Annotated in this window: 25 protein-coding genes; 17 read left to right on the top strand and 8 right to left on the bottom strand. The window is 70.9% G+C overall.

Going from position 1 to position 23,718, the window contains the following annotated elements; genetic code table 11:
• Position 1: 1 nt before the first annotated feature.
• The gene (locus tag Dfulv_RS20085; protein WP_259865566.1) at positions 2-544 is read right to left on the bottom strand and encodes an MBL fold metallo-hydrolase; all 543 of its coding nucleotides are present in this window, start codon (positions 542-544) and stop codon (positions 2-4) included.
• A 3-nt stretch (positions 545-547) separates the two neighbouring features.
• Between Dfulv_RS20085 and Dfulv_RS20080 the strand changes: the two genes are divergently transcribed.
• The 4 genes from Dfulv_RS20080 (at position 548) to Dfulv_RS20065 (ending at position 3,366) form a co-directional block, all read left to right on the top strand.
• Positions 548-1,279 carry an RING finger family 4 domain-containing protein gene (locus Dfulv_RS20080; protein WP_259865565.1) on the top strand — a complete coding sequence of 244 codons (732 nt, stop codon included), beginning with the start codon at positions 548-550 and terminating at the stop codon, positions 1,277-1,279.
• Between the two features lie 84 nt (positions 1,280-1,363).
• Positions 1,364-2,071: a DUF899 domain-containing protein gene (locus Dfulv_RS20075; RefSeq protein WP_259865564.1), complete on the top strand. Its 708-nt coding sequence runs from the start codon at positions 1,364-1,366 to the stop codon at positions 2,069-2,071.
• Between the two features lie 26 nt (positions 2,072-2,097).
• On the top strand, positions 2,098-2,727 hold the full coding sequence (locus Dfulv_RS20070) for a DUF7691 family protein (protein ID WP_259865563.1): 630 nt from the start codon (positions 2,098-2,100) through the stop codon (positions 2,725-2,727).
• A gap of 60 nt (positions 2,728-2,787) precedes the next feature.
• The gene (locus tag Dfulv_RS20065; RefSeq protein WP_259865562.1) at positions 2,788-3,366 is read left to right on the top strand and encodes a nucleotidyltransferase domain-containing protein; all 579 of its coding nucleotides are present in this window, start codon (positions 2,788-2,790) and stop codon (positions 3,364-3,366) included.
• A gap of 35 nt (positions 3,367-3,401) precedes the next feature.
• Here the strand turns inward: Dfulv_RS20065 and Dfulv_RS20060 are convergent, their stop codons facing one another.
• Positions 3,402-4,283 carry a bifunctional helix-turn-helix transcriptional regulator/GNAT family N-acetyltransferase gene (locus Dfulv_RS20060; protein WP_259865560.1) on the bottom strand — a complete coding sequence of 294 codons (882 nt, stop codon included), beginning with the start codon at positions 4,281-4,283 and terminating at the stop codon, positions 3,402-3,404.
• Positions 4,284-4,346: 63 nt separating this feature from the next.
• On the opposite strand from Dfulv_RS20060, the gene Dfulv_RS20055 reads away from it, so the two are divergent.
• Positions 4,347-4,616, top strand: coding sequence for a hypothetical protein (locus Dfulv_RS20055; RefSeq protein ID WP_259865559.1), 270 nt, complete (start codon positions 4,347-4,349; stop codon positions 4,614-4,616).
• Between the two features lie 39 nt (positions 4,617-4,655).
• Positions 4,656-5,840, top strand: coding sequence for a M20 metallopeptidase family protein (locus Dfulv_RS20050; protein ID WP_259865558.1), 1,185 nt, complete (start codon positions 4,656-4,658; stop codon positions 5,838-5,840).
• 15 nt (positions 5,841-5,855) lie between these two features.
• Here Dfulv_RS20050 and Dfulv_RS20045 read toward each other — a convergent pair whose 3' ends face one another.
• Entirely contained in the window at positions 5,856-6,563 is a 708-nt protein-coding gene (locus Dfulv_RS20045; RefSeq protein WP_259865557.1) for an SDR family NAD(P)-dependent oxidoreductase, read from the bottom strand.
• 166 nt (positions 6,564-6,729) lie between these two features.
• Here Dfulv_RS20045 and Dfulv_RS20040 point away from each other — a divergent pair, with 166 nt between their 5' ends.
• Entirely contained in the window at positions 6,730-7,629 is a 900-nt protein-coding gene (locus Dfulv_RS20040; protein ID WP_259865556.1) for an LLM class flavin-dependent oxidoreductase, read from the top strand.
• A gap of 43 nt (positions 7,630-7,672) precedes the next feature.
• Here the strand turns inward: Dfulv_RS20040 and Dfulv_RS20035 are convergent, their stop codons facing one another.
• Positions 7,673-8,131 (bottom strand): GNAT family N-acetyltransferase, encoded by a 459-nt coding sequence (locus Dfulv_RS20035; protein ID WP_259865555.1) that lies wholly within the window; start codon positions 8,129-8,131, stop codon positions 7,673-7,675.
• A gap of 62 nt (positions 8,132-8,193) precedes the next feature.
• Positions 8,194-9,309: a MerR family transcriptional regulator gene (locus tag Dfulv_RS20030; RefSeq protein ID WP_259865554.1), complete on the bottom strand. Its 1,116-nt coding sequence runs from the start codon at positions 9,307-9,309 to the stop codon at positions 8,194-8,196.
• Positions 9,310-9,407: 98 nt separating this feature from the next.
• On the opposite strand from Dfulv_RS20030, the gene Dfulv_RS20025 reads away from it, so the two are divergent.
• The 5 genes from Dfulv_RS20025 to Dfulv_RS20005 all read left to right on the top strand — a co-directional run bounded on the left by Dfulv_RS20025 (position 9,408) and on the right by Dfulv_RS20005 (position 13,962).
• A complete protein-coding gene (locus tag Dfulv_RS20025; RefSeq protein ID WP_406567976.1) occupies positions 9,408-9,926 on the top strand; it encodes a SigE family RNA polymerase sigma factor in 519 nt (172 codons plus the stop codon).
• On the top strand, positions 9,923-10,981 hold the full coding sequence (locus Dfulv_RS20020) for a TolB family protein (RefSeq protein WP_259865553.1): 1,059 nt from the start codon (positions 9,923-9,925) through the stop codon (positions 10,979-10,981). The genes Dfulv_RS20025 and Dfulv_RS20020 overlap by 4 nt, the downstream gene beginning before the upstream one ends.
• Before the next feature lie 179 nt (positions 10,982-11,160).
• Entirely contained in the window at positions 11,161-11,310 is a 150-nt protein-coding gene (locus tag Dfulv_RS20015; protein WP_259865551.1) for a hypothetical protein, read from the top strand.
• Positions 11,307-11,480 (top strand): VOC family protein, encoded by a 174-nt coding sequence (locus Dfulv_RS20010; protein WP_259865550.1) that lies wholly within the window; start codon positions 11,307-11,309, stop codon positions 11,478-11,480. The genes Dfulv_RS20015 and Dfulv_RS20010 overlap by 4 nt, the downstream gene beginning before the upstream one ends.
• Positions 11,481-11,577: 97 nt before the next feature.
• On the top strand, positions 11,578-13,962 hold the full coding sequence (locus tag Dfulv_RS20005) for an excinuclease ABC subunit UvrA (RefSeq protein WP_259865549.1): 2,385 nt from the start codon (positions 11,578-11,580) through the stop codon (positions 13,960-13,962).
• A gap of 94 nt (positions 13,963-14,056) precedes the next feature.
• On the opposite strand, the gene Dfulv_RS20000 is transcribed toward Dfulv_RS20005, so the two are convergent.
• Complete coding sequence (locus Dfulv_RS20000; protein ID WP_259865548.1) at positions 14,057-14,515, bottom strand: hypothetical protein; 459 nt, start codon at positions 14,513-14,515, stop codon at positions 14,057-14,059.
• Between the two features lie 122 nt (positions 14,516-14,637).
• A complete protein-coding gene (locus tag Dfulv_RS19995; protein ID WP_259865547.1) occupies positions 14,638-15,642 on the bottom strand; it encodes a hypothetical protein in 1,005 nt (334 codons plus the stop codon).
• Between the two features lie 175 nt (positions 15,643-15,817).
• Between Dfulv_RS19995 and Dfulv_RS19990 the strand changes: the two genes are divergently transcribed.
• Both Dfulv_RS19990 and Dfulv_RS19985 read left to right on the top strand, forming a co-directional pair.
• Complete coding sequence (locus Dfulv_RS19990) at positions 15,818-16,327, top strand: SAM-dependent methyltransferase (protein WP_259865546.1); 510 nt, start codon at positions 15,818-15,820, stop codon at positions 16,325-16,327.
• The gene (locus Dfulv_RS19985) at positions 16,324-17,001 is read left to right on the top strand and encodes an HAD family hydrolase (protein ID WP_259865545.1); all 678 of its coding nucleotides are present in this window, start codon (positions 16,324-16,326) and stop codon (positions 16,999-17,001) included. Before Dfulv_RS19990 ends, Dfulv_RS19985 begins: the two co-directional genes overlap by 4 nt.
• Positions 17,002-17,108: 107 nt before the next feature.
• Here Dfulv_RS19985 and Dfulv_RS19980 read toward each other — a convergent pair whose 3' ends face one another.
• Positions 17,109-20,237, bottom strand: coding sequence for a GH92 family glycosyl hydrolase (locus Dfulv_RS19980; RefSeq protein ID WP_259865544.1), 3,129 nt, complete (start codon positions 20,235-20,237; stop codon positions 17,109-17,111).
• Positions 20,238-22,630: 2,393 nt separating this feature from the next.
• On the opposite strand from Dfulv_RS19980, the gene Dfulv_RS19975 reads away from it, so the two are divergent.
• From Dfulv_RS19975 to Dfulv_RS19965, 3 genes are read left to right on the top strand one after another with little or no spacing between them, the layout of a single operon-like run.
• Complete coding sequence (locus tag Dfulv_RS19975; RefSeq protein ID WP_259865542.1) at positions 22,631-22,765, top strand: hypothetical protein; 135 nt, start codon at positions 22,631-22,633, stop codon at positions 22,763-22,765.
• On the top strand, positions 22,762-23,052 hold the full coding sequence (locus Dfulv_RS19970; protein WP_259865541.1) for an HTH domain-containing protein: 291 nt from the start codon (positions 22,762-22,764) through the stop codon (positions 23,050-23,052). Before Dfulv_RS19975 ends, Dfulv_RS19970 begins: the two co-directional genes overlap by 4 nt.
• A 28-nt stretch (positions 23,053-23,080) precedes the next feature.
• On the top strand, positions 23,081-23,626 hold the full coding sequence (locus tag Dfulv_RS19965; protein ID WP_259865540.1) for a GNAT family N-acetyltransferase: 546 nt from the start codon (positions 23,081-23,083) through the stop codon (positions 23,624-23,626).
• The last annotated feature ends 92 nt before the right edge of the window (positions 23,627-23,718 follow it).

Genomic DNA, 23,718 nt, shown 5'->3' with positions numbered 1-23,718 from the left:
GTCATCGTGGGGTGTTCCCGTCCGGTACGAAGGCCGGTCCGTGTCCGGGCACCACCACGTCCGCCACCGCCAGCACCCGTTCCCGGCCCGTGTGCAGGGCGTCCATGTCGGTGGCGTACGGGTCGTCGGCCGAGGTCGGCGTGGTCCACAGGTGGGTGAACGCGACCACGCCGTCGGCGGTGCCGACCAGGGTCGTGATGTCCTGTGGCGTGTGGCCCGGTGTCCTGATGAGCCGGACCGACGGGGACAGCTGCCAGCCCTCGGCGTCCCGGTCCTCCCACCGGTCACCCTGGTAGATCGCCCAGTGGTCGTGGAAGCGGGCGTTGGGGAACAGCGCCGCGTTGAGGGTGTGGTCAGGGTGGTGGTGGCTGAACACCACGTCGGTGACGGCCTCCGGCGCCACCCCGAGCTGGCGCAGCCGCGCGAGGATGAGCTCCCGGTCGCCGACCATGCCGGGGTCGGTGACGAGCAGCGTGTCACCGTCGCGGACGAAGCCGACCGTGCTGGCGACGCCACGCCCGAGGTAGCCGGTGTTGAGCAGCACGTAATGGACGCGCTCGCCACGGCGCTGCTCCGCCGTGCCGGTCTGGTCCCCCTTCCCGAGCCGGGGCCCCAGCCGCCCGCCGACGGCGACGCGTGGGTCACCACGCTGGAGGCCGACCTCGCCGCGCGGGGCTGGCTGCTCGACACCACGCTGCGGGCACGGTTCGCGCGGCTCGACCCGGCGACCCGGCTGCGCTGGGCCGACTGGGTGCAGGCGGTCGCCGACGCGATGGTGGGCGCCGACCGTGACCACGTGCCGCTCTTCCGCCGGTTCCCGGAGACTCCGGAGGATCCCGCGCTGCTGTACCGGCGGCGCCTGCTGGTCCTGCTGTTCCAGCCGGGTGAGCCGGGCTGCCTGATCTGCGGCCGGTCCGGCGTGCTGCACCCGCTGGACCCGTGCGCCCACCTGGTCTGCACCGAGTGCTTCAGCCCGGAGCGGTTCAGCGCCTGCCCGATCTGCGGCCGCCGGACCGCCGCCGGCACCGCATACCTGCCGGTGGCCGCGATCCGCGCGGCCGCTGCCGGCCCGGCGGCGGACTTCGCGGATCCGCAGAGCCCGGCAGGTCCCGCCGTGCCGCGCGTGCTCGCCGCCGCGATCGACGCCGACCGGCTCACCCTGGCGATGGGTGGCGAGGTGGCCGACGGCTCCGTCGCCCTGCTCGCCGACGGCCGGGCCGCCGCACCGTGGACCGCGGCCACGGCCGCCGATCTCCTGGCGGCGCTGGTCCCGGGATGAAACATCGGCCGGACGTGTCGAGGACGGCGCCTCCCGCTCGTCGTGCAAGGAGAAACCCGTTGCCGACACATCCAGGAGGCCGTGATGGCACTACCGGAGATCGTCAGTCGTGAGGAGTGGCTCGCCGCCCGGACGGCGCTGCTCGGACGGGAGAAGGAGGTCACCCGGAGGATCGACGCCGTCAACGCCGACCGGCGACGCCTGCCGATGGTGCGTGTCGACACGCCGTACCGCTTCCGGGGCAAGGACGGCGAGGTCACGCTCGCCGACCTGTTTGAGGGGCGCAGGCAGCTGATCGTGCAGCACGTGATGTTCGGCCTGTCGTGGGACGACGCCTGCCCGAGCTGCACGGCGTCGGTCGACGAGCTGTCGGTGGGGGTGCTGCGGCACCTCGCCGCGCGGGACACGACGTTCGTGCTGGTCTCGCGCGCGCCGTACGAGAAGCTGGACGGCTACCGGGCCCGCCGCGGGTGGACGGTCCCGTGGTACTCCTCGCACGGGACCGGGTTCAACTTCGACTTCGACGTGAGCTTCGACCCGGACGTGAAGCCGCAGGTCTACAACTACCAGCCGCTGCCGGTGGTCGACACGCCCGAGTTGCCGGGGCTCAGCTGTTTCCTGAAGGACGGCGACGAGGTCTTCCACACGTATTCGACGTACGCCCGCGGCGCGGACCACGTCGGCAGCGCGTACGGCTTCCTCGATCTGACCGCGCTCGGGCGGCAGGAGGCGTGGGAGGAGCCGACGGGCCGGGTCGACAACCCGCGGGTGGCGATCCCCGACTTCAGCTGACGCCCGGCGTGCGTGACCATGTCGGGATGGCCGAACAGTACATCTCAGCGTTCGCGATCGACGCCGACGGCTTCCACGGCATGGTCGGCTCCGGCGACGACGCCCTGGTCCGGGCGGCGCTCGGCAGGATCGAGGGGCTCCGGGAGGACGACCGGCTGCTGCGGGCGACCACGCCGGCCGAGGTCGAGCCGGCGTTGCGCGAGATCGTCGACGGCCGGCTCGACCCGTCCCGCCCCGGCGGGTACGGGTGGCTGCTGGAGCTCCTCGGCCCCACCGCAGGGGAGCCGCTCGGGTCGGTCGTCCTGCCGGGCCGCGGCTGGCACCGGCTGCGGAAGGCGTTTCGCGCCTGGGACCTGCCGGCCCTCGCCCGCCTGTGGAAGCGGCCCTGGGCGTTCCCGTGGCGTGACGCGGCGCCGGACCGGGACCCGTGGCCGTTTCCCATGCTCGCGTCGAAGGCCGAGCTCGACCGTGTCCACGCCGAGCTCGCCGGCTTCGACACCGACCGGATCCACGACGACTACGATCTCCTGCCGTCCGGTGACGACGATGACGCCGAGGAGGCCGCGTGGCTGGTCGGCGAGCAGCTCCCGGCCTGGGTGGACGGCGCCCGCGGCCGGGGTCGCGAGCTGCTGCTCATCCGTGACGGCGGCAAGTGACCCGGCCGGTTCGCGGCCGGCGGGGCAACCGGATCGGCCCGGCCGCCATAGACTCCCCGCGTGATCTGGGATGCGTGGCCGCCGGCCGAGGTCGCCCGGCGGCTGGCGAAGGTCCGGTCGCCCTGGTACGTCGCGGGCGGCTGGGCGCTCGACCTGTGGCGCGGTGAGAACACCCGGCCGCACGAGGACATCGAGATCGCGGTTCCGGCGGCGGCGTTCGGCGAGATCCGGGCGGCGCTGCCCGGGTTCGTGTTCGAGGTGGCCGGCGACGGGGAGCTGTGGCCGCTGAACAGCCCCGCGTTCCACGAGCACCATCAGACCTGGGTCCGCGCGCCGGAGACCGGCCGCTACCACCTCGACGTGTTCCGCGAGCCCCACGACGGCGACGTCTGGATCTGCCGCCGTGACCCGGGCATCCGCCGGCCGTACCGGGACATCATCCGCCACACGGCCGCCGGGGTGCCGTACCTGGTGCCGGAGATCGTGCTGCTGTTCAAGGCGAAGGCGGTCCGCCCGAAGGACCAGGCCGACTTCGACGCCACGCTGCCGCGGCTCGACCCGGGCCGCCGCGCGTGGCTCTACGCGGCGCTGACCCGGATCGCCCCCGGCCATCTGTGGCTGCACCGCATCGAGCTGTGACCCGCAGGCGCCAGGGTGCTTCTCGCCGGGAGCGGCTATAGAGGCTTCTCGAACCAGTGGTGGGCGTAGCGCTCGGTGTTGTACGGCTCGACCTCGCGGTAGCCGGCACTGCGGTACATGCTGATCGCCTCCCGCAGGTTGCGGTTCGTGTCCAGCCGGACCGCGGTCCAGCCGCGCTCGGCGGCGTAGTGCTCCAGCTCGGTCAGCATGCGACGGCCGACGCCGAGCCCGCGGACCGAGCCGGCGACCCAGAGGCGCTTGATCTCGGCCGGCCCGCCGGGGTGCAGCTTGACGGCGCCGCAGCCGACCGGCTCGGACGACAGCGTCGCCAGCAGGAACCCGCCCGCCGGCGGGACGAACTCGTCGTCGGCGGCGGGGGTGCTCAGCGCCGGATCGAAGCCGTCGTCGAAGCGCTGGGCGATCTCCCGAAAGTAGGCGCGCACGCAGGCGCGGGCCCGCGGGTCACCGACCGCGCACGGCTCGATCACCACCATGCTGGCGATCAGGAGCCGCTCGACCTCGGTCATGGCGGCGGTGAGGCGGCTGCGCTGGGCTTCGTTGAGCGGCCGGAGGATCGACCAGGCGAGCTCGTCGGAGCGCTCGTCGAGCTCCCGCCACTCGGCGTGGCCGGCGTCGGTGAGCCGGGCCTCGCGGACCCGGCCGTCGCCTTCGGACGGGCCGACGACCACGAGCCCGTCGCCCTCGAGGGCGCGCAGGAGCCGGCTGAGGTAGCCGGAGTCGAGGCCGAGCCGGGTGCGTAGGGCGGCGACCTCTTCCCCGTCCGGCCCGATCTCCCACAGCAGGCGTGCCTGCGCGAGCGGCCGCCCCCGCTCCATGTAACCGTCCTCGAGCGCGCCGACGCGCTGGGTCACCGTGCGGTTGAAGCGGCGGACGGCCGCGACCAGATCCGTGTCCACATACCTGACTTTAGTCAGCAATCATCTGGCGGTGGGAGCCCTCCGGTAGTTCAATTGGCCGACATGAGGATCTACCGGGGCGGCAGCGCGTACCACCTGGTGACCATGGGCGACGGCGTCGAGGCGGTCGACCGGGCGCTCACCGCGGCGGGGCTGATGTTCACCCGCACCCCGACCACGGTCGCCTGGCCCGGCGGCCGCGCCGACGGCGTGGAGTTCGTGCACTACGCCCACGGCGCGGACCAGCGGGTGCCGATGAACGTCGTGCACGGCCTCATCGACGCCGGTGTGTGGCTGCTGTACCACAAGGTCGACGCGACGGCCCCGAACTGAGCGGTGGCTGTTTCCTCCGCCGCAGGTACCGTGTCGCGGATGGGACTGCGCGAAGATCTGATCGAGCTCCGCAGGGAGCTGCACCGGCACCCGGAGATCGGCCTGGACCTGCCGCACACCCAGCGGCTCGTCCTCGAAGCCCTGGAAGGCCTGCCGCTGGAGGTGAGCACCGGCACCGCGTTGTCGTCGGTGACCGCGGTGCTGCGCGGCGGGCGGCCCGGACCGGTGGTCCTGCTGCGCGGCGACATGGACGCCCTGCCGGTCACCGAGCTCGCCGACGTGCCCTTCGCGTCCACGGTCACCGGCGCCATGCACGCGTGCGGCCACGACCTGCACACGGCCGGGCTGGTCGGGGCGGCGCGGCTGCTCGCCGCCCGGCGTGCGGAGCTCGCCGGCGACGTGGTCTTCATGTTCCAGCCGGGTGAGGAAGGCCACAACGGCGCCGGGCTGATGATCGAAGAAGGTGTACTGTCGGCGGCCGGTCGCCCGGCCGACGCGGCCTACGGGCTGCACGTCGTGGCCACCGACTTCCCGCGCGGCGTGTTCGCCTGCCGGCCCGGGACGCTGATGTCCGCCTCGGCGGGACTGTTCGTGCGCGTGGTGGGCGAGGGCGGCCACGGGTCGGCGCCGCACGACGCCCGCGACCCGATCCCGGCCGCCTGCGAGATGGTGACGGCGCTGCAGACGATGGTCGGCCGCCGGTTCTCACCCTTCGAACCGGTTGTCGTCACGGTCGGCGCCTTCCATGCCGGCACCCTGCGCAACATCATCCCCGACGAAGCGGTCTTCGAGGCCACGGTACGGACGTTCAGCGCCGCCGCGGCCGACGTCATCGCCCGCGAGTCGGTGCAGCTGTGCGAACGCATCGCGGCCGCGCACGGGCTGCGCGCCGAGGTACGGTTCGAGCAGGAGTATCCGGCGACCGTCAACAACGAGGCCGAATACGCCTTTGTCGAGGACACCGTCCGTGACGTGTTCGGCGCCGAGCGGTTCCAGCGGATGGAACACCCGGACCCCGGCTCCGAGGACTTCTCCCGCGTGCTGGAACGGGTGCCGGGCGCCTACCTGTTCCTCGGCGCCGCGGCGGGCGACGACCACACGGTCATGCCGAACAACCACTCACCGAGAGCCCGGTTCGACGACAGTGTCCTGCTCGACGGCGCCGTTCTGCTCGCGGAACTGGCCGCTCGACGCCTGGCCCGGGCCGACAGGCCGCAGCCCTGAACCTCGCCGCGCTGGTCAATGCCGGACCTGCTCGAAGCGGAACTCACGAATGAAGCAGTCTCGTGGCTGCCCGACCGCGAACAGCACGCAGTCGACAACCGACCGGGCCGTGAGATCGCTGTTTGCCTGCCGCGGTCCATCCTGAACGAAGTCCGGCGGGAACAGGGAAATCACCCGGATCCCTTCCGGCCTGAGCCGGTGCGACAGGATCTCAGCAAACCCGGCGTGGGCATGCTTGGCAGCGTAGAACGCGGGATGCGCGCCGGAACGGCGGTGCCCGACCTCGCCGCATGCGGAGATGACGTTCACGATGTCGGGCCTCGGTGACGCCCGCAGCAACGGCAGCAGATGTTTGGTCAACAGTATGGTGCCGGTCCCGCCCGCAGCCATCACGCTCTCGATCTGCTCGTCCGGAACGTCTCCCACATCATCACCGTCGATGTAGGCAGCACCGTTGTTGATCAGCACATCGAGGTGCTCGGTTCGATCGGCCAACGCTGCGGCAAACGCGCGCACCGAATCGGCCTTGCCCAGATCGCAGCGAAACGCCTCCGCCTGACCAGGCCCACGCCGGCGGATCACACCGGCGACGTGCTCGGCCGCTGCCAGACTCCGGGCCGAGAGGAACAACTGTGCACCACGCTCGGCGAACGCTTCTGCCAGCAACCGTCCCGTGTCCCGTCCAGCGCCGGTGACGGCGACACGCAGCCCGTCAAGGTTCATGGCCGGCAGTGAAGCACCTGAACCCGGGTTGAGGTCAACAGAACGTGATACACCCGCGGTCGCGGGTGTCGTCCCCGAACCGTGTTCGCTTGTCGCCGCTGCCGTCCACGATGTGCTGGCGAGGCGGACGGCAGCGGTGTCGGAAGTTGGCAGTAGCGTGTCCACCATGCGAGTGGGCATCGTCATCCTTCCCGACCAACGGTGGGCACAATCGGCGCGCCGGTGGCGGCTGGCCGACGAGTTCGGGTTCGACAGCGCCTGGACGTATGACCACATCGGCTGGCGCGAGCTGGTCGACGGTCCGTGGTTCGATGCGGTGCCGGTCTTGACGGCCGCCGCGTCGGTCACGTCGCGGATCCGTCTCGGAACCATGGTCGCCTCGCCCAACTTTCGCCATCCCGTGCATTTCGCCCGCGAGGTGACCGCGCTTGACGACATCTCCAACGGCCGGCTCACCCTGGGCCTGGGCGCTGGCGGAGTCGGCTACGACGCCGCGGTGCTGGGATTGCCCGAGCTGTCACCTCGGCAGCGGGTCGACCGCTTCACCGAGTTCGTGACCCTGCTCGACCGGCTGCTGCGCGCCGGGCGCGCCGACGCCGCCGGGCAGTACTACCGCGCGGTGGACGCCCGCAGCACCCCCGGGTGCGTGCAGCGCCCACGCGCGCCGTTTGTCGTGGCGGCGAACGGTCCGCGCTCGATGCGCCTCGCCGCCCGGTTCGGGCAGGGCTGGGTGACCACAGGAGAACGCTGCGACGACCTGGACGCGTGGTGGCGCTCGGTGGTCGAGCTGACCGAGCGGTTCGGCGAGGCGGAGGCCCACGCCGGGCGCGGCCCCGGCGAGGTGGACCGGCTGCTGTCGCTGGACGCCGCGCCGGTGTTCTCCTTGTCCAGCGCAGGCTTCTTCGCCGACGCCGTTGGACGGGCGAGCGAGCTGGGCTTCACCGATGTGATCACGCACTGGCCGCGGGCGGACAGCTGGTACGCCGGCAGCGAGACCGTCCTGGAAGCGGTGGCGAGCGAAGTGCTCCCCGCCATCCGGAAGCCGCCACAACCAGCGATACCTTGATCAAACGCCTTGCCATCGGCCGGCATCGCGCGGTTGGCGGCCCTTATCTGTCGCGCACAGGCAACGCCGGCTCGCGAATCATGTACACGTCCACCGAATCCTCGGTCTCGAGCGTGAATCCGTGCCGCTCGTACAGCCGTCGGGCAGGACTGCCCTGCAGTACGTTGAGCCGGACCCGGGTGCCGTCGCGGTCGCACCGCTCCAGCAACCCGCGCAGCACGGCCGTCCCGATGCCGCCGCCCTGCAGATGCGGGGCCAGGTAGAAGTGCTCCAGCCAGTGGGCGTCCACCGCCGGCCGCAGCGACACGCAACCGGCGAACGCGCCGCCCACCTCGATCACCCAGGTGTGCGCAGGCGCGAATCCGTCCCGCAGTCGCTGCCGCACCCGCTGATCGTCGTACCGCCCGAGCCGCTCCAGATCCGCCTGCAGCACCACGGCCCGCAACTCGGCCACGGCCTCGACGTCCGCCACCGAAGCCGGTCGAATCACCCAATCCGCCATGATCGCCAAAGTACCGCGAACATGGCCCACTGCTCCTTGGCGGCGTTCTCGCGCATGGTGGTTCAGGCCACGAGCAGACGGAGGCCGAGCTCTGCCGCGTCGAGGGCGGCGAGCTCGCGGTTGCGCTCGGCCCACCGGCCTGAGGAAAGGTCTTCGCGGAGTGCGCTTACTGCCCGCTGCTCGGCCTGCGGCCCGACTCTGGTCCATACCGATACCGCGCGGCGCACATGTTCGTCCAGGTATGCCTCGGGCCGGCGCCAGTACGCCTCGAAGAAGCCGTCAGCGCAGTCCCACGGGACGAGCACCGGCTCCGCGCGGCCCCCGATCGCGCGGGTCAGGTCGGCCAGTGAAGGCCAGCCGACGAGAAGGTCAGCGAATTCAGGCAGGTAGTCGCGGGTGAGCCAGAACCGCTGACGCCAGCCGGTGTCATCGGCGTCGTACGTGAATACCACCACGCGGCGGGCCACCCGCCGCATCTCACGCAACCCGGCGACCGGGTCCGGCCAGTGATGAACGGTGCTGACCGCCATCGCGGCGTCGAAGGACTGGTCCTCGAACGGCAGGCTCTCCGCAGCGGCGGCCACGCACGGCGCCGCGCCCGCGGGACGCTGCGCCCGCATGACCGCCGACGGTTCCACCGCCGTGACGTCGCGGTCGGGGGGTTCGTAGGAGCCGGTGCCAGCCCCGACGTTCAGTACCGTTCGCGCGTCCCCGAGCGCATCCCAGATGCGCGCGGCGATCCGCGGCTCGGTGCGCCGCGTCGCTGGGTAAGCGGATCCGATGGCGTCGTACAACTGCGCGCCGAACACTTTCAGTTGCTCCTCTGGCGTCGTCCTGATCCCCATTGCCCGGGCCTCCAGCTCCCTGTCGATGGCCGTCACCATGGCAGCAGCGCGGTCGCGCTGTTCCAGCAGCAGACCGCGCAGCCGGCGCAGGTGCGCGACCGCGTCGGTGGCCGGGTCGTCAACCAGATCCGCGATCTCGCGCAATCCGAAGCCCAGCCGCCGGTAGGCGAGCACCTCCCGCAGTCGCTCCACGTCGCCCGCGGAGTAGGCCCGGTATCCGGCCGCGGTCCGCGCGGACGGCTGCAGCAGGCCGATCTCGTCATAGTGATGCAGGGTGCGGACGGTGGCGCCGGCCAGCTGTGCCACACGTCCCACGGTCAGGTGCTCCTCCACGCACCGACTATGTGGCATGACGCCACGTGAGGAACAAGAGCGCATGATGCAAACTTTCGGGCGCTCCCGGCGTGGATAGGGCGAAGGAGGTGCCCGCAGTGGAGATATCCCAGGAGGCCGAGTTCGTGGCCTTCGTCACGGAGCGCGCCCATGCACTGCTGAAGACGGCATACGCCCTGACCGGCGATCGGCACGCTGCGGAGGACCTGGTCCAGACCGCGCTGGCCAAGGCGTTCGCGCGCTGGAGGCGCATCGACGAGCCGGAGCCCTATCTCCGGAGGATGATCTACAACGACTTCGTGTCGGGGCGGCGCAGCCCGCGCAGCCGGGCCGAGATCACGGTGGCCCAGCCGCCGGACCACGCCAGTGGCCGATACCTGGAGTCTGACACCGCGCTGCGGCTGTTGCTGCGGGACGCCCTGCAGGCGTTGCCGCCGCGCCAGCGGGCCGTGGTGATTCTGCGGTACTTCGAGGATCTCAGCGTCGAGGAGACAGCGGCCGTGCTGTCGTGCCGCCGGGGAACCGTCGCCAGCCAGGCGTCTCGGGCCCTGGCCAAGCTGCGCGAGCTGCTGCCCCAGCTCGACTGGTCCACCGATCTCGTGGAAGGACGGCGATGATGCGCTTCGACCAACTGCTCCACGAGACGATCGACGAGATGGGCGACGAGATGAAGGCGCCTTCGGCCGCCCTCGTCCGTGGTGCCGTCGCCCGGGGGCGGCGCATCCGCTGGGGCCGCCGCCTCGCCGTCGCGGGCGGCGCCCTCCTGGCGGTCGCGGCGATCGTCGTGCCCTGGGCGGTCGTCTCCCGGCCGGACGGCCCACCGGTGACCGGAGCGCCGGCCACCGGAACGCCGGCGGCGTCCGATGTCGCGCGCCCTCCGGGAGCGTCCGGACTCGCCGGCGGCTGGGTCGTCACCAGCGCCGGAACCCAGGTCCTCGACCGCGCGAGCGGCGACTACGTCCCGGTGACGATGGAGGGGGACGGCGGGCTGCTGCCCGCGCCGCTCGGCGACCGCTTCCTGACGATCTATGGCAGTCCGGCTCCGCTGCAGATCAGGAGCGTGCGCGGCACGCAGCCGGTGACCGTGGACGACACCGGCCTCGGCGGTGATTACCGATGGTCCCCGGCCGGTGACCGGCTGGTCGGCCGAGCCAGCCAGAAAGAGCCTTCGAAGATCGGGTTCGCCGTCATCGACGCCCGGACGGGCACCGTGACCAAGCACTGGATCGACGTGAGCAAGCACGACTGCAGCATGTGCAACTTCAGCTGGACCCGGGACGGGCGCGAGGTCGCCATGGCGGTCGCCGACCGCAGCGGCGGCGAGTCCGCCGAGAAGGTCAGCCGCCTCCAGCTGTTCGACGCCGAAACCGGCGCGCCGACCCGGTCCCTGCCGGTCAAGGCGATGCCGTCCAGTCCGTTCTCCTGGTCGCCCGACGGCCGCTATCTCGTCTCCAGCCCCAACGGGTTCTCCAGGGACTGGCAGCTGTTCGACGTCTCCACGGGACAGAGCCGGCCCTTCCCGTACGACGCTGTGTGGGTGAGCGACCACCAGTTGCTCGCCACGCACGCGGGGAAGGTGCTCACCCTGAACACGGACGGTACGGTCACCGCGACAACCGAGGTCGGCGTCCCCGGCGCGACTGAGTCGATCACCCTGGGTCCGCCCGGTTAGCGGTCCACCGGCTCCTCGGGTGGCCGAACCGATCAGGATTCGAGAAGCGCGGGTCACGGAGTCGCGCCTAGCCTGACGTCGAGGGCAACCGGGCTGTCCGGCTCCGGGGCTTCCGTCCGCCTGCAAGCCCGGCCTGGGACATACCGGGTAAATTGTGACCCGCGACCTCAGGAGTGATCATGACCAGCCCTTCCACCGAGGGAATCAAGACCGTGCTGCATCCCGTATCCGACCTGGCGAAGGCCGAGGCGGTCTACACCGCCCTGCTCGGCGTGCCGCCGCGGGCCAGCACATCGGGCTGGTGCCGGACGGCGGACCGCAGGGCATGACATCATCGGTGGCCTACGGGCATGTGCCGGACGTCGAGACGAAGCTGGCCGCGGTGACCGCCGCGGGCGCCACCGTGCGGGAGCCCGCGCGCGACGTCGGTGGCGGCCGCCTGGTGGCCACGGTCACGGATCCCGACGGCAACGTCCTCGGGCTGTTGCAGGACCGCTGAGCGCCGGCCCCCGCTCCCGCCGGCGACCGAACCAGACGTACTGCTCAAAGCCGGTCAGGCCGGGCCGGACGGCAACGAACAGATGGAGACGATGAGCATGGCCACGAGGATCACGACGCAGGCGCCCGCGCCGCACGCTGCCGACAGCCACGACCTGATCCGCGTGCACGGCGCGCGTGAGAACAATCTCAAGGACGTCAACATCGAGATCCCGAAGCGGCGGCTCACGGTGTTCACCGGCGTCTCCGGCTCGGGCAAGAGCTCGCTGGTGTTCAGCACGATCGCCGCGGAGTCGCAGCGGATGATCAACGAGACCTACAGCGCCTTCGTGCAGGGCTTCATGCCGACGCTGGCGCGGCCCGAGGTCGACGTGCTCGATGGGCTGACGACCGCGATCATCGTCGACCAGCAGCGGCTGGGTGCCGACCCCCGCTCCACGGTCGGCACCGTCACCGACGCCAACGCGATGCTGCGCATCCTCTTCAGCCGGCTCGGGAAGCCGCACATCGGCTCGCCCAAGGCCTTCTCCTTCAACGTCGCCTCGATCAGCGGAGCGGGTGCGGTCACCGTGGAGCGCAGCGGACGGACCGTGAAGGAGCGCCGCAGCTTCAGGATCACCGGCGGCATGTGTCCGCGCTGCGAGGGCCGGGGCACGGTCAACGACATCGACCTGACCCAACTGTACGACGACAGCAAGTCGCTCAACGAGGGTGCGCTCACGATTCCCGGCTACAGCATGGACGGCTGGTTCGGCCGCATCTTCAGCGGGTCCGGCTACTTCGACATGGACAAGCCGATCCGCAGGTTCACCAAGAAGGAGCTGCACGACCTCCTCAACAAGGAGCCGACCAAGATCAAGGTCGACGGCATCAACCTGACCTACGAAGGGCTGATCCCGAAGATCCAGAAGTCGATGCTGTCCAAGGACGTCGACTCAATGCAGCCGCACGTCCGCGCCTTCGTGGAGCGGGCCGTCACGTTCACCACCTGCCCCGAGTGCGGCGGCACCCGGCTCAGCGAGGCGGCTCGATCGTCGAAGATCAAGGGGATCAGCATCGCCGACGCCTGCGCGATGCAGATCAGCGACCTGGCCGAATGGGTCCGCGACCTCGGCGAGTCGTCGGTGGCGCCGCTGCTCGCCACGCTGCACCACACGCTCGAGTCGTTCGTGGAGATCGGGCTGGGCTATCTCTCGCTCGACCGCCCGTCGGGCACGCTGTCCGGCGGCGAGGCGCAGCGCGTCAAGATGATCCGCCACCTCGGCTCCTCGCTCACCGACACCACCTACGTCTTCGACGAGCCCACCACGGGCCTGCACCCGCACGACATCCAGCGGATGAACGGCCTGCTGGTGCGGCTGCGGGACAAGGGCAACACGGTGCTCGTCGTGGAGCACAAGCCGGAGACGATCGCGATCGCCGACCACGTCGTCGACCTCGGCCCCGGCGCCGGCACGGCGGGTGGCACCGTCTGCTTCGAGGGCACCGTCGAAGGGCTGCAGGCCAGCGACACCATCACCGGCCGCCACTTCCACGACCGGGCCGCGCTCAAGGAGACGGTCCGGAAACCCACCGGCACGCTGGAGATCCGCGGCGCGGCGACGCACAACCTGCGCGACGTCGACGTCGACGTCCCGCTCGGGGTGCTCGTCGTCGTCACCGGCGTCGCCGGCTCCGGCAAGAGCTCGCTCGTGCACGGGTCGATCCCCGCTGATGCGGGTGTGGTGTCGGTCGGCCAGGGCGCGATCCGTGGCTCGCGACGGAGCAACCCGGCGACGTACACGGGGCTGCTCGAGCCGATCCGCAAGGCGTTCGCGAAGGCCAACGGCGTGAAGCCGGCGCTGTTCAGCGCCAACTCCGAGGGTGCCTGTCCCAGCTGCAACGGCGCCGGCGTCATCTACACCGACCTGGCGATGATGGCCGGTGTCGCCACCACCTGCGACGAGTGCGAAGGGAGACGGTTCGAGGCATCGGTGCTGGAGTACACGCTCGGCGGCCGCGACATCAGCGAGGTGCTGGCGATGTCGGTGACCGAGGCCGAGGAGTTCTTCGGCGGCGGCGAGGCACGCCTGCCGGCGGCGCACGCCATCCTCGGCCGGCTCGCCGACGTCGGGCTCGGCTACCTCAGCCTCGGCCAGCCGCTCACGACGCTGTCCGGCGGCGAGCGGCAGCGGCTCAAGCTGGCCACTCACATGGCCGAGAAGGGCGGCGTCTACGTCCTCGACGAGCCGACCGCCGGCCTCCATCTCGCCGACGTCGAGCAGTTGCTCGGCCTGCTCGACCGGCTCGTCGACGCCGGCAAGTCGGTCATCGTCGTCGAGCACCACCAGGCGGTCATGGCGCACGCCGACTGGATCATCGATCTCGGCCCCGGCGCCGGTCACGACGGCGGCCGGATCGTCTTCGAGGGCACCCCCGCCGACCTCGTCGCCGCCCGCTCCACCCTCACCGGCGAGCACCTCGCGGCCTACGTCGGTGCCTGACCAGCGGGCGCGGGCGAGCGGGTCGTGTCCACCACGGCGTCGGGCTGCGCCACGTGCAGGCACTGGCCGCCCCGCCGCAGCTCCCTGCGGCGGATCAGTAGGTCCGGTGGCGGCACCACGACCGGGCGGCGCGGGTGTTGAGCAGCACCACGAACAGCAGCGGCAGGGCGATCGACACGAGCGTCACGCCGTAGGAGCCGCCGGTGGTGTACCCCTGCCAGAGGCCGGCGGCGACGCTGAGCAGGTTGAGCACGGTGAGCACGAGCCGGGCCCAGTTGCGGCCGCGCTGCACCTTGCGGCCCAGCACGATCGCGATGAGGCCGACGACCGCGAAGACGGCGAAGATCACGCCGGCGGCCGGTTTCACGTCGGCGTAGCGGCCGGTCGAGGTGTCGTAGTGCAGCTCGGGGACCAGCTCGAACGCGGCCAGCGCGAACAGGCCGCCGATCGCCAGGGTGATCAGGCCGCCGAGGTACTGGAAGATCGCGACGACGTGCAGGGAGACCGGCGCGGTCGTGCGCACCGGGTAGGGCTGCTGCCAGGCGTAGGACATACCTGGGAGCTTCGCGCGCCCGCCGGCCGCGCGACTCGCCTGTTCATGCCAACAGTTCGCGCCCGCCCGGTCTCCGGCTCCGCCCCGGTGAGCCGGACGATGCCGATGAGCCGGTCAACACTTCAGTTACCGTAGGTGATCACCATCGGCGGCGGCCGCAGGGCCATCACCTGCTGGGGCGTCATGAGCTTGTGCTTCGACTCCAGCTGGTAGAAGATCTTGAATCCGCCGTAGCGGAAGTTGCCGTGCTGCTGCATGCTCTGCGTGACCCAGGTGTTGTACTGCTGGGTCTTGAGCTCGATGTCACCGGGCCAGCCGCCCACCGAGTCCACGTGGACAATGACGTCGACCCGGCGGTCGTCGCGCAGGTTCCGCTTGTCCGCGATCAGGGCCTTGGCCGGGTCGTACGGGTCGGCGAGGCCGTCGCCGTCGGGACGGTACTGGTGGATCAGGAACATCTTGCGCGGCACCTGGTACCGCTCCGGCATCTCGGCGACGGCGTCGATGAGCGGGTTGAGGTCGGCCGCGCGCACGTTCGACAGGTTCACGCCCGGCACGCCGTTGCGCCGCGGGAACATCCACTCCGGGTCGATCGCGACGTGCACGAACGGCAGCCTGAGGTACTCGCGGAAGTTGTTGAGCTCGGTCAGCGGGTCGGTCCAGCCGAAGTTGAGGTCCAGGAACAGCACCAGCCCGTACTTCTCGCAGAACTCGACATAGCTGTCGATGGTCGCCTTGTCGACGTGGTGGCGGTACGAGCCGTCGTCGCCCGGGTACTGGTCGGGCACACTCACCACAAGATCGATGCCGGCGACGACGGGGTGCGCCGGGTCGAGGGCCTGGTACTGCGCCGCCTGGTCGCGCAGCCGGGCCAGCATCGCGTCGCCGAGCTGGTACGCGGGGCCCGTGGCCGCCGCGCCCGGCACCGCGTAGAACGCCACGACCCGGTTCGTGGGCAGCGGCGCGCCGGCGTTCGGGTCGAACACCGGCCTGGCCGGCTCCGGCGCCGCGGTCGGTGTGACGCGCGCCTCAGGTGCCCGGTGCTCGTTGGTCTGCGTGACGTACTTGGCGAGCGTCACGATCAGAACGAGCCCGAGCACGAGCGGCACCACGATGAGCGCGGTCATACCTTGGCCCTGGTCGCGGTGCCCGTGGTGAGCGGACATACGGCTGCGTGTCCCTTCCTGAGGTGGGTGGGACAGCGGCCATGCGTCCGCTCAATCCATGGCCCGGCCCCGTGGTGACACCCCCTCCCCGTTTCGAACGCCGCAAAACATCCAAACTCTTCGGTAAGGTCGTCGGGTGGGTGCTCCTGAGCGGATCCGGTGGGCGGTGCAGGTGCTCGACGTCGGGCCGGACGATCACGTCCTCGAGTTCGGCTGCGGCCCGGGCGTGGCCGTGGAGCTGGTCTGCGCGCGGCTCGGCACCGGCTCGATCACCGCCGTCGACCGTTCGGCCACGGCGGTGCACCGCACGGCCGCACGCAACGCCGCGCACGTGGCCGCCGGCCGGGCGCGCGTGGTCCAGGGCGACCTCACCATCGCCGCCACGCTGGGCCGGCACTACGACAAGATCTTCGCGGTGAACGTGAACCTGTTCTGGACCGGCGTGGCGGGTCCGGAGCTGGCGGTGCTGGCGTCGCTGCTGAAGCCCGGCGCGCCGCTGCGGTTGTTCTACGAGACCCCGTCACCGGACCGGACCGCCGCGATCGCACGGTCGGTGGCAGCGTCCCTCTCGACCGCCGGCTTCACCACGGCGACGCTCAAGGGGCCGTCCCCCGCCCTGCTCTGCGTCACCGGCAGCCTGCCGTGATCCGAGCCGTGGTGGTCGACGTCGATGACACACTGTGCCTCACCGAGGCGGTGTGCTTCGACCTCGAGAACGAGGTGCTGGCGGTGCTGGGCCGCGAGCCGATGTCCCGCGCTGTGCACCTGGCGACCTGGGGCGAGCCGCTGCTCGACGCGATGCCGGTGCGGTCGCCCGGGCTGGATCTCGGCCGGTTCGCCGCCGCCTACCAGCACGTCCTGCGCCGTTACGTCCTCGACGGCCGGCTCGACGTGGTCGCGCCCGAAAACCTGCACACGCTGGACCAGCTGGTTCGGGCCGGCCGGACGGTGATGCTCCTGACGTCGCGCACCGAGACCGAGGTCGAGCACATGCTGGCGCCGGACCACGCCCTGGCCCGGCGTGTGAGCGCCGTCTACCACGCGGGCAACACCCGGTTCCGCAAGCCGGACCCGCGCGCGTTCGACGAGCTGCTGGCGGCCACCGGCCTGGATCCGCAGCAGTGTGTCTACGTGGGCGACTCCCCCGGCGACGCCCGGGCCGCCGGCGGCGCCGGCCTGCACTTCGTCGCATGCCTGCAGAGCGGCGTGCGCAGCCGTGAGGACTTCGAGCCGCGCCACGTCAGCGCGTTCATCCACGCGTTCCCCGAACTGGTCGACGTGGTGGGGCAGCTCGACGCCGCCGGCTCGCGGGTAGGTTGAGCCGGGGCGGTCGACGAACGCGCCGCCGCCTGGGGCGGCTACCGCGTCAGGTGAGGCCACGGATGTGGCACGGGCCGCGGCACGGCCCGTACCACATCCGCTGAACGTCAGGCGTAGACCTCCAGTTCGTAGATCCGCGCGGCCGTGTCGCCGTTGGACGTCGGGGTGATGACGTTGATCCGCACGTAGCGGGCGTTCACGTTCACCGCGTGTGTCGTGACGTCGGCGGTGTTGCCGCGGGGCTGGGCGACCGTCGTCCAGGTCGAGCCGTTGTCGGAGACCTGCAGGTCGAAGTCGCGCGTGTTCCAGCCGGTCGACTCGCCGCCGGCGCCGGCGTGCTTCACCACGATCGAGCCGAGGTGTACCGACGCGCCCAGGTCCACCTGGAGGAAGCGGTTGGTGCCGTTCGAGCACCACTTGTCGCTCCAGCCGCCGGAGACGCTGCCGTTGACGGCCTTGTCCGGCCCTTCGCTCGCCGCGCACGACGAGTCCGCGGTGGCGGGCTTGTTGAGGGCGAGGTTGCCGGACGGGCCGCCGCCGTAGACCTCGAACTCGAAGATCCGCGCCGCCGAGTTGCCGTCGTTGGCGGGTGTGGTGACGTCCAGCTTCACGTACCGCGCGGTGCGTGGCGTGACCTGGTGCAGCGTCCGGCTGGAGCGGTTGCCGCTGATCACGACCGCCTGACTCCAGTTGGTGCCGTCGGTGCTCGTCGAGATGGTGAACGCGCCGGTGTTCCAGCCGGTGGTCTCGCCGCCGAGGCCGGCGTGCTTGAGCACGAACGAGCCGACGGTCTGGTTCGATCCGAGGTCGACCTGCAGGAACCGCGGTGCGGTACCGGAGCACCACTTGCTGTTGCCGGACAGGCTGCCGTCGAACGCTTTCGCCGCCGACTCGGCCGTGGCGCACGCCGCCGAGCTGGTCGCGGGCTTGTTGAGCGCCAGGTTGGGGCCCAGGTTCGGCGCGGCCGGCGGCTGCACCGCCCTGTCGGTGAACGACGGCGGGACGTCACCGGCGCCCGTCCCCCACGACGACGCGCTGTTGCCCATCGTGTACTGCAGCGTGCCGCCGGACGCGAGCTCCGGGTACCGCAGGTAGTTGCGGGTCACCGCCGTGCCGTTGAGCGACAGGCTCTGCACGTACTGCGACGTGCCGTTGCCGCCGTTGATCGTGATGTTGCCGGCGCTGCGCTGGATGAGCACCGACGGGAACAGCGGGCCGTGGATCGCGAGCGTGTCGGCACCCGGCGTGACCGGGTACATGCCCAGGGCGGCCCAGACGTACCAGGCCGACGTGGCGCCCAGGTCGTCGTTGCCCGGCAGGCCGCCGGCGCCGGTCGTGAACGACTCGTTCATGACCCGCCGGACGGCGGCACCGGCGCTGCCCGGGTTGCCGGTGAAGTTGTACGCCCAGGGCACGCTGTGCTCCGGCTCGTTGCCGATGTAGAAGTACGGGCGGCTGAGTCCGCCGTTGAGCTCGGTGAAGTGGTGGTCGAGCCGCTGCTTGGCGGTGGCCGGGCCGCCCATGAGCGCGATCGTCCCGGCGTAGTTGTGCGGGACCATCCAGGTGTACTGCGCGGCGTTGCCCTCCGTGTACGGGCTCTCCTGCGCCGGGTTGAGCGGCCAGGTGAAGGAGCCGTCGCTGTTACGCGGGTGGATGTAGCTCGACTCGCTGGAGAACGAGCTGCGCCAGTACTGCGCGCGGGTCATCGCCGAGTTGTACGTGGCGGTGTCGCCGAGCGCCTGCGCGAACTGGGCCACCGCGAAGTCCGAGGCCGAGTATTCGAGCGAGTCCGACGGCGCCCCGGCGATGAAATGGTTGGTCGCGTACTCGTTCTGCCGTCCCCGGATCGGTGAGCCCTGCATGGTGCCGCCCGCGATCGCGTTTTTCATCAGCTGGAGCGCGGCGGCGGTGTCGAAGCTGCGCGCGCCGAACGCGTAGGCGCTCGCCACGATGATCGGGCCGGGGTCGCCGGTCATGATGAAGTCCTCGTTGATCTGCTGCGACCACTTGGGCAGCAGGCCGCCCTGCTGGCCGTCGAGGACCATCGACTTCATGATGTCGCTGGTGACGTCCGGCGCGATGAACGCGATGAGCGCCGCCCACGACCGGTAGATGTCCCAGCCCGAGTAATTCTGGTACACGGGGTGCGTCGCCGTGTGCACCGCGTTGTCGAAGCCGCGATACTGGCCGTTGACGTCGCTGGCGACGTTCGGGTTCTGCAGCACGTGGTACAGCGCCGTGTAAAACTTCTGCAGGTCCGTCGCACTGCCGCCGGTGACCTGGACGCGGTTGAGGATACTGTTCCACGCGTTGCCGGCGTTGGTACGGACGGTGTCGAACCCGGCCGCCTCCGCGTTGAGGTTGGCGGTGGCGTTGGCGACACTGACGAACGACAGGGCGACGGTGGCGTTGACCGTCGGGTTGGTGCTGGTGTCGAACGTGACGAACGCGCCCGTGTTCACGCCGCTCGTGCTGGTCGAGCCGGTGCTGATCGTCCCGCCGTTCCAGGTGCCGACCGACGACGGCGCCCGGTCGAAGCGGATGTGGAAGTAGATCTGGTAGGTCTTGGAGGAGCCGCAGAACCCGCCGGCGGTGACGCTGCCGGTGACGTTGCTGCCGGAGATGGTCACCGAGCCGCTGCGGTTGCCGGTCGCGCTGCGGCTGGTGTTGACGAGCAGCCGGGCCGTGGTCGTCGCCGGGTAGGTCAGCCGGAGCGCCCCGGTGCGGGTCGTCGCCGACAGTTCGACGTCGGTCGAATACTTGTCGAGCCGGTTACGGTAGTAGCCGGCGGACGCGCTCTCGTTGCTCTTCGTGTATCCCGACGCGTAGCTGGTCCAGGCGGTGCCGGGCGACGACCCGAGCGCGCCGGTGATCGGCAGCAGGCCGAGGTCCTCGTTGTTCGGGCAGCCCGCGCCGTTGAAGTGGGTGAGGCTGAACTCCTCGATGGTGCGGTCGCGGTCACGGTAGCCGGACGGCGAGGCGGTGGGCGTGTCCGGGCTGAACTGGAGCATGCCGAAGGGCACCGTGGCGCCCGGGTAGGTGCTGCCGCCGGCGCCGCCGCCGACCGGGTTCGGCGAGTTGCTGTCGTCGGTGCCGATGAACGGATTGACGTATTGGGTCAGGTTGAGGTCGGCCGCGTGCGCGGGCATCGTGACCTGCGTGACGGCGAGGACGCCCCCGAGGAGGGCGGCGCCCGCACCGGCAAGCAGCCGGTCGACCGTGCGGGATCGGGACATGGGTGATCTCCCGTTCGGTGGCGGTGAGGACGGGAGAGCGCTCTCGATGCACATTCATAGTCGCTGATCACCGTTCGGTCAACATTTATCAATACACGCGGCGGTGGAGCCGGTTCGCTCAGGCACCGCCCGGACGCCTTTCGAGCCCCCAGGGACGACGTGCGTCCCGCCCGGCGGGTCGCGTTCGGTAGCCGCCTGGGCAGCTCCACCACGGCATGGTCCGGGCACTTCGCCGGGGTACTCCTGGCTTTGCCCCACGGCACGCTCCCCGCCCGCCGCCACGTGACGCCGGGGTTCACCCGCAGCGTGCTCCCGGCCCACCGCCACACGCCACCTTCCCCGCGACACGCACCGGTCCACCGCCACGCGCCGCTTTCCTGCAGCATGCAGCCGTCCCGCCGCCGCGCTCCCCACAGCACGCGCCCGGCCCGCCGCCGCGTTCCCCGTGGCACGCACCGATCCACCGCCACGCGCCACGTTCCTGCAGCATGCAGCCGTCCCGCCGCCGCGCTCCCCCCGCAGCACACCCGGTCCACCGCCGCGCTACGCCGACACTCCCCGCAGCACGCACCCGGTCCACCGCTGCGCGACGCCGCCTTCCCCCGCGGCCCGCTTCCGGCCTGTCGCTGCATGTTGCCGTGGCGGCATCTCCACCACGGCACGCTCCCCGCGCCCTGCCGAGGTGCGCTCCCGGCTTTCGTCCGCGGCATTCTCCTGGCACGCCCCGCGACGCACTCGCCCGCAGCATGTTCGCGACATCCCCGCGGCGCTTCCGGCACACCCCCGCAGCACTCGCGGCCCTCCGCCTCGGCGCGCCCTCCTGCAGCGGGCCGCCGGCACGGCGCACCTCAGCGCGACATCATCCCCGCCGGTGGCCCTCGATCGCGGGTCCCGTTCCCGATGGGCTCGGCCGCAGCACGGCAGTCAACCAGGACGAGGCACCCGCCGCCACACCGCTCATGATCCTGGGAAGATTCGGGTCGTCCCGGCGACCCAGATCTTCCCAGGATCATGAGCAATCGCCCGCCGACCATGGCAGCGCACCAACCGTCGGCGACGGGTCGCCCAGTTCTGTCAAGGGTTGCGAAAACCCCACCTGCCGTTCATTGATCGAACAACTTCCAACAACCGATGGCCGTGATCGACGGAAGTCGTTGACAGTTCGCGTCGGAAAATGTTTGCTACGTCGTGTGCGCCTGCCGCCGCGTCACGGTCACACACCGCACGCCGGTGACGTGACCGCGCCGGTCAGGCGGCACAGGTGCGTCCTGCGGGGGTGCTGGACGCACCGGCGGACCGGTCCGGAGTCCCGGCCGACGAGAGATGTGCGCTCCGTCGGCTGGGACTCCGGACCGGCCCGAGGGTGGGTGTTCACGACCCGCCGGGGCAGGCGGAACGGCCAACAGCACCGACTTCCCGTCCCGGCCCGGTCACTCCGCCCGATCGCACGGCACGGCCCACCCCTGCGCCGCACTCGGCACCACCAGCCACGCCGGCCGCGAACCCCGGCCATGCCCGTCGGAACACACGGCACACCTTCCGCGCCGATCGCCCGGCTCGGCTCGACCACCCCCTCCGGGCCGGCCACGCGGTCGACCACGCCAGGCGCCGGTCCGCCGAAGTCGACGGCTCATGATCGTGGAGTTTTCCGGGGCCCTGGGAGCCTGTTGCGCAATTCGGATCCCTCGCGCGTCAACCCCGACAACCGCGCCGATCTTGGAGTTGTGGTCCTTGACAAACCCGGACAAATTCGGAGGTTCATGGCGCCACAACTCCAAGATCGGCGCGTAGTTGGGCCGCCAACGCTGTCCCAGCGAATTACGCAACAGGCTCCCTGGGCCCGAAGAAACTCCACGATGAAGAACCCCCGAGAGCCGCAGCCATGATCACGGACGTTCCGATGGGTCCCGGGCCACCGAAACGTCCGCGATCATGAAGCGACCACCGGAGCAGCAGCGCCGGCAGAGAGACGAGCCGCCAGAGGCGAGACGCCAGAGGGGCACAACCACCAGCAACACGCCACCGCACGCGAGCACCACCATCACCCGCAGAACAGCGGCCGCCGCAGGAGCAGCCGCAGGGGCGCAACTGCCGGCGAGAAGCGAACCCGCAAAGGCACTACCACCACAAAGACGCGACCGCCACAGAGACGCGACGCCGAAGCCCGCGCCGCCACAAAGGGCGAGCCGCCACAAAGGGCGAGCCGCCACCAAGCCCGCGCCGCCACAAGGCCGCGCCCCCACAAAGACCCGGCCGGCGCCGAGGCGTGCACCGCCGGAAACGGAACAGGCGCGATAGGCAGCGACACTGCCTGTTGACGGCCGCAGCGCATCGACGTACAACTTTGTGAGAGCGATTTCCGTAAAGGAAGCTTACATTTAGCGAGGCTCGCCATGGCCGCCACCCGCCGAACCCTCGCTGCGGCGTTGCTGCTGGTCGCGGGCATAGCCGTCGGTGCCGTCGACCCCGACACCGGCCGCGCGACGAACTCGCTGGACCGGATCGGTCGCAGATGGGCGCAGCCGTGACCCAGCGACATGCCCGCCAAGTCGGCATCCTGCTGCAACTGCGCTCCCGACCGTACGTCTCGGCGGCGGCGCTGTCCTGCCGCTTCGGCGTCGACGTCCGGACCATCTACCTCGACATCGATCTGCTCTCCGCGTCCGGACTCCGGCTCAGCCACACCGCGCCGGGCTCGCCGGAGGCGCTGGACGCCTACCTGTCCGGGGTCCGCAGCCGGGAGCAGTTGCGGCGGCTGGGCCAGCGCGCCTACGCCTGCCAGCAGCGGTCCCGTCTGAGTCGCCTGGCGGGCTGACGGCGCGCATCACGACTACGATGCTGCGGTGGGCATTGAGCTGCGGCCATACGGGGCCGAGGACCTGGCGCTCACCGCTGCTCTGGAGGCCGACCCCGAGGCGAAGAGCCGCCTCGGCAGGACGGTCGGGGTCGAGGAGGCCGCCCGGATCCACGCCAAGCGGATGGCCGGCGTCGCCGCCGGTGACTGGTATTTCACGATCCACGTTGACGGCGCGCCGCACCCGGCGGGCATCATCGCCATCTTCCGCACGCCGTGGGAGGGCGGGATCGTCCACGAGGTCGGCTCGATGCTGTTCCCCGAGTTCCAGGCCCAGGGTGTCGCCGCCGAGGCCTTCCGCATGCTCGTCGAGCGCGGCCGCGCCGAGGGCCGGTTCACCGAGATCCACGGCTTCGCCGACGTGCGCAACGGCCCGTCGAACGGGATCGTCCGGCGGCTCGGTTTTGAGCTGCTCGGCCAGTGCGACATGGACTACGAGGGCCGGCCCATCCATTGTAATCACTGGCGGCTGCGAATCATGCCGGAAAGCGACGCGGGCCGCCGGAAAAGCGACACCGTGCACGACTCCGAATAGCGCCGCGAAAAGCGTACGCTGCCACTGCGAAAGCGCCGCCGCCGCCAACTACCCCCTGCATACGCACGCTCACCGAAACGGCGCACGCACCG

This window comes from Dactylosporangium fulvum (assembly GCF_025137375.1).
GTDB lineage: Bacteria > Actinomycetota > Actinomycetes > Mycobacteriales > Micromonosporaceae > Dactylosporangium > Dactylosporangium fulvum.
This window is presented reverse-complemented; position numbering and strand designations above follow the sequence as displayed.

Excerpts from the sequence above, each read along its gene's own strand:
- Dfulv_RS20010 (WP_259865550.1), top strand. The coding sequence starts at position 11,307 with ATGACATCATCGGTGGCCTACGGGCATGTGCCGGACGTCGAGACGAAG.
- Dfulv_RS20015 (WP_259865551.1), top strand. The coding sequence starts at position 11,161 with ATGACCAGCCCTTCCACCGAGGGAATCAAGACCGTGCTGCATCCCGTA.
- Dfulv_RS20040 (WP_259865556.1), top strand. The coding sequence starts at position 6,730 with ATGCGAGTGGGCATCGTCATCCTTCCCGACCAACGGTGGGCACAATCG.
- Dfulv_RS20055 (WP_259865559.1), top strand. The coding sequence starts at position 4,347 with ATGAGGATCTACCGGGGCGGCAGCGCGTACCACCTGGTGACCATGGGC.
- Dfulv_RS20045 (WP_259865557.1), bottom strand. The coding sequence starts at position 6,563 with ATGAACCTTGACGGGCTGCGTGTCGCCGTCACCGGCGCTGGACGGGAC.
- Dfulv_RS20080 (WP_259865565.1), top strand. The coding sequence starts at position 548 with ATGGACGCGCTCGCCACGGCGCTGCTCCGCCGTGCCGGTCTGGTCCCC.
- Dfulv_RS20050 (WP_259865558.1), top strand. The coding sequence starts at position 4,656 with ATGGGACTGCGCGAAGATCTGATCGAGCTCCGCAGGGAGCTGCACCGG.
- Dfulv_RS19995 (WP_259865547.1), bottom strand. The coding sequence starts at position 15,642 with ATGACCGCGCTCATCGTGGTGCCGCTCGTGCTCGGGCTCGTTCTGATC.
- Dfulv_RS20020 (WP_259865553.1), top strand. The coding sequence starts at position 9,923 with ATGATGCGCTTCGACCAACTGCTCCACGAGACGATCGACGAGATGGGC.
- Dfulv_RS20075 (WP_259865564.1), top strand. The coding sequence starts at position 1,364 with ATGGCACTACCGGAGATCGTCAGTCGTGAGGAGTGGCTCGCCGCCCGG.
- Dfulv_RS20035 (WP_259865555.1), bottom strand. The coding sequence starts at position 8,131 with ATGGCGGATTGGGTGATTCGACCGGCTTCGGTGGCGGACGTCGAGGCC.
- Dfulv_RS20070 (WP_259865563.1), top strand. The coding sequence starts at position 2,098 with ATGGCCGAACAGTACATCTCAGCGTTCGCGATCGACGCCGACGGCTTC.
- Dfulv_RS20005 (WP_259865549.1), top strand. The coding sequence starts at position 11,578 with ATGGCCACGAGGATCACGACGCAGGCGCCCGCGCCGCACGCTGCCGAC.
- Dfulv_RS19980 (WP_259865544.1), bottom strand. The coding sequence starts at position 20,237 with ATGTCCCGATCCCGCACGGTCGACCGGCTGCTTGCCGGTGCGGGCGCC.
- Dfulv_RS19975 (WP_259865542.1), top strand. The coding sequence starts at position 22,631 with ATGGCCGCCACCCGCCGAACCCTCGCTGCGGCGTTGCTGCTGGTCGCG.
- Dfulv_RS20000 (WP_259865548.1), bottom strand. The coding sequence starts at position 14,515 with ATGTCCTACGCCTGGCAGCAGCCCTACCCGGTGCGCACGACCGCGCCG.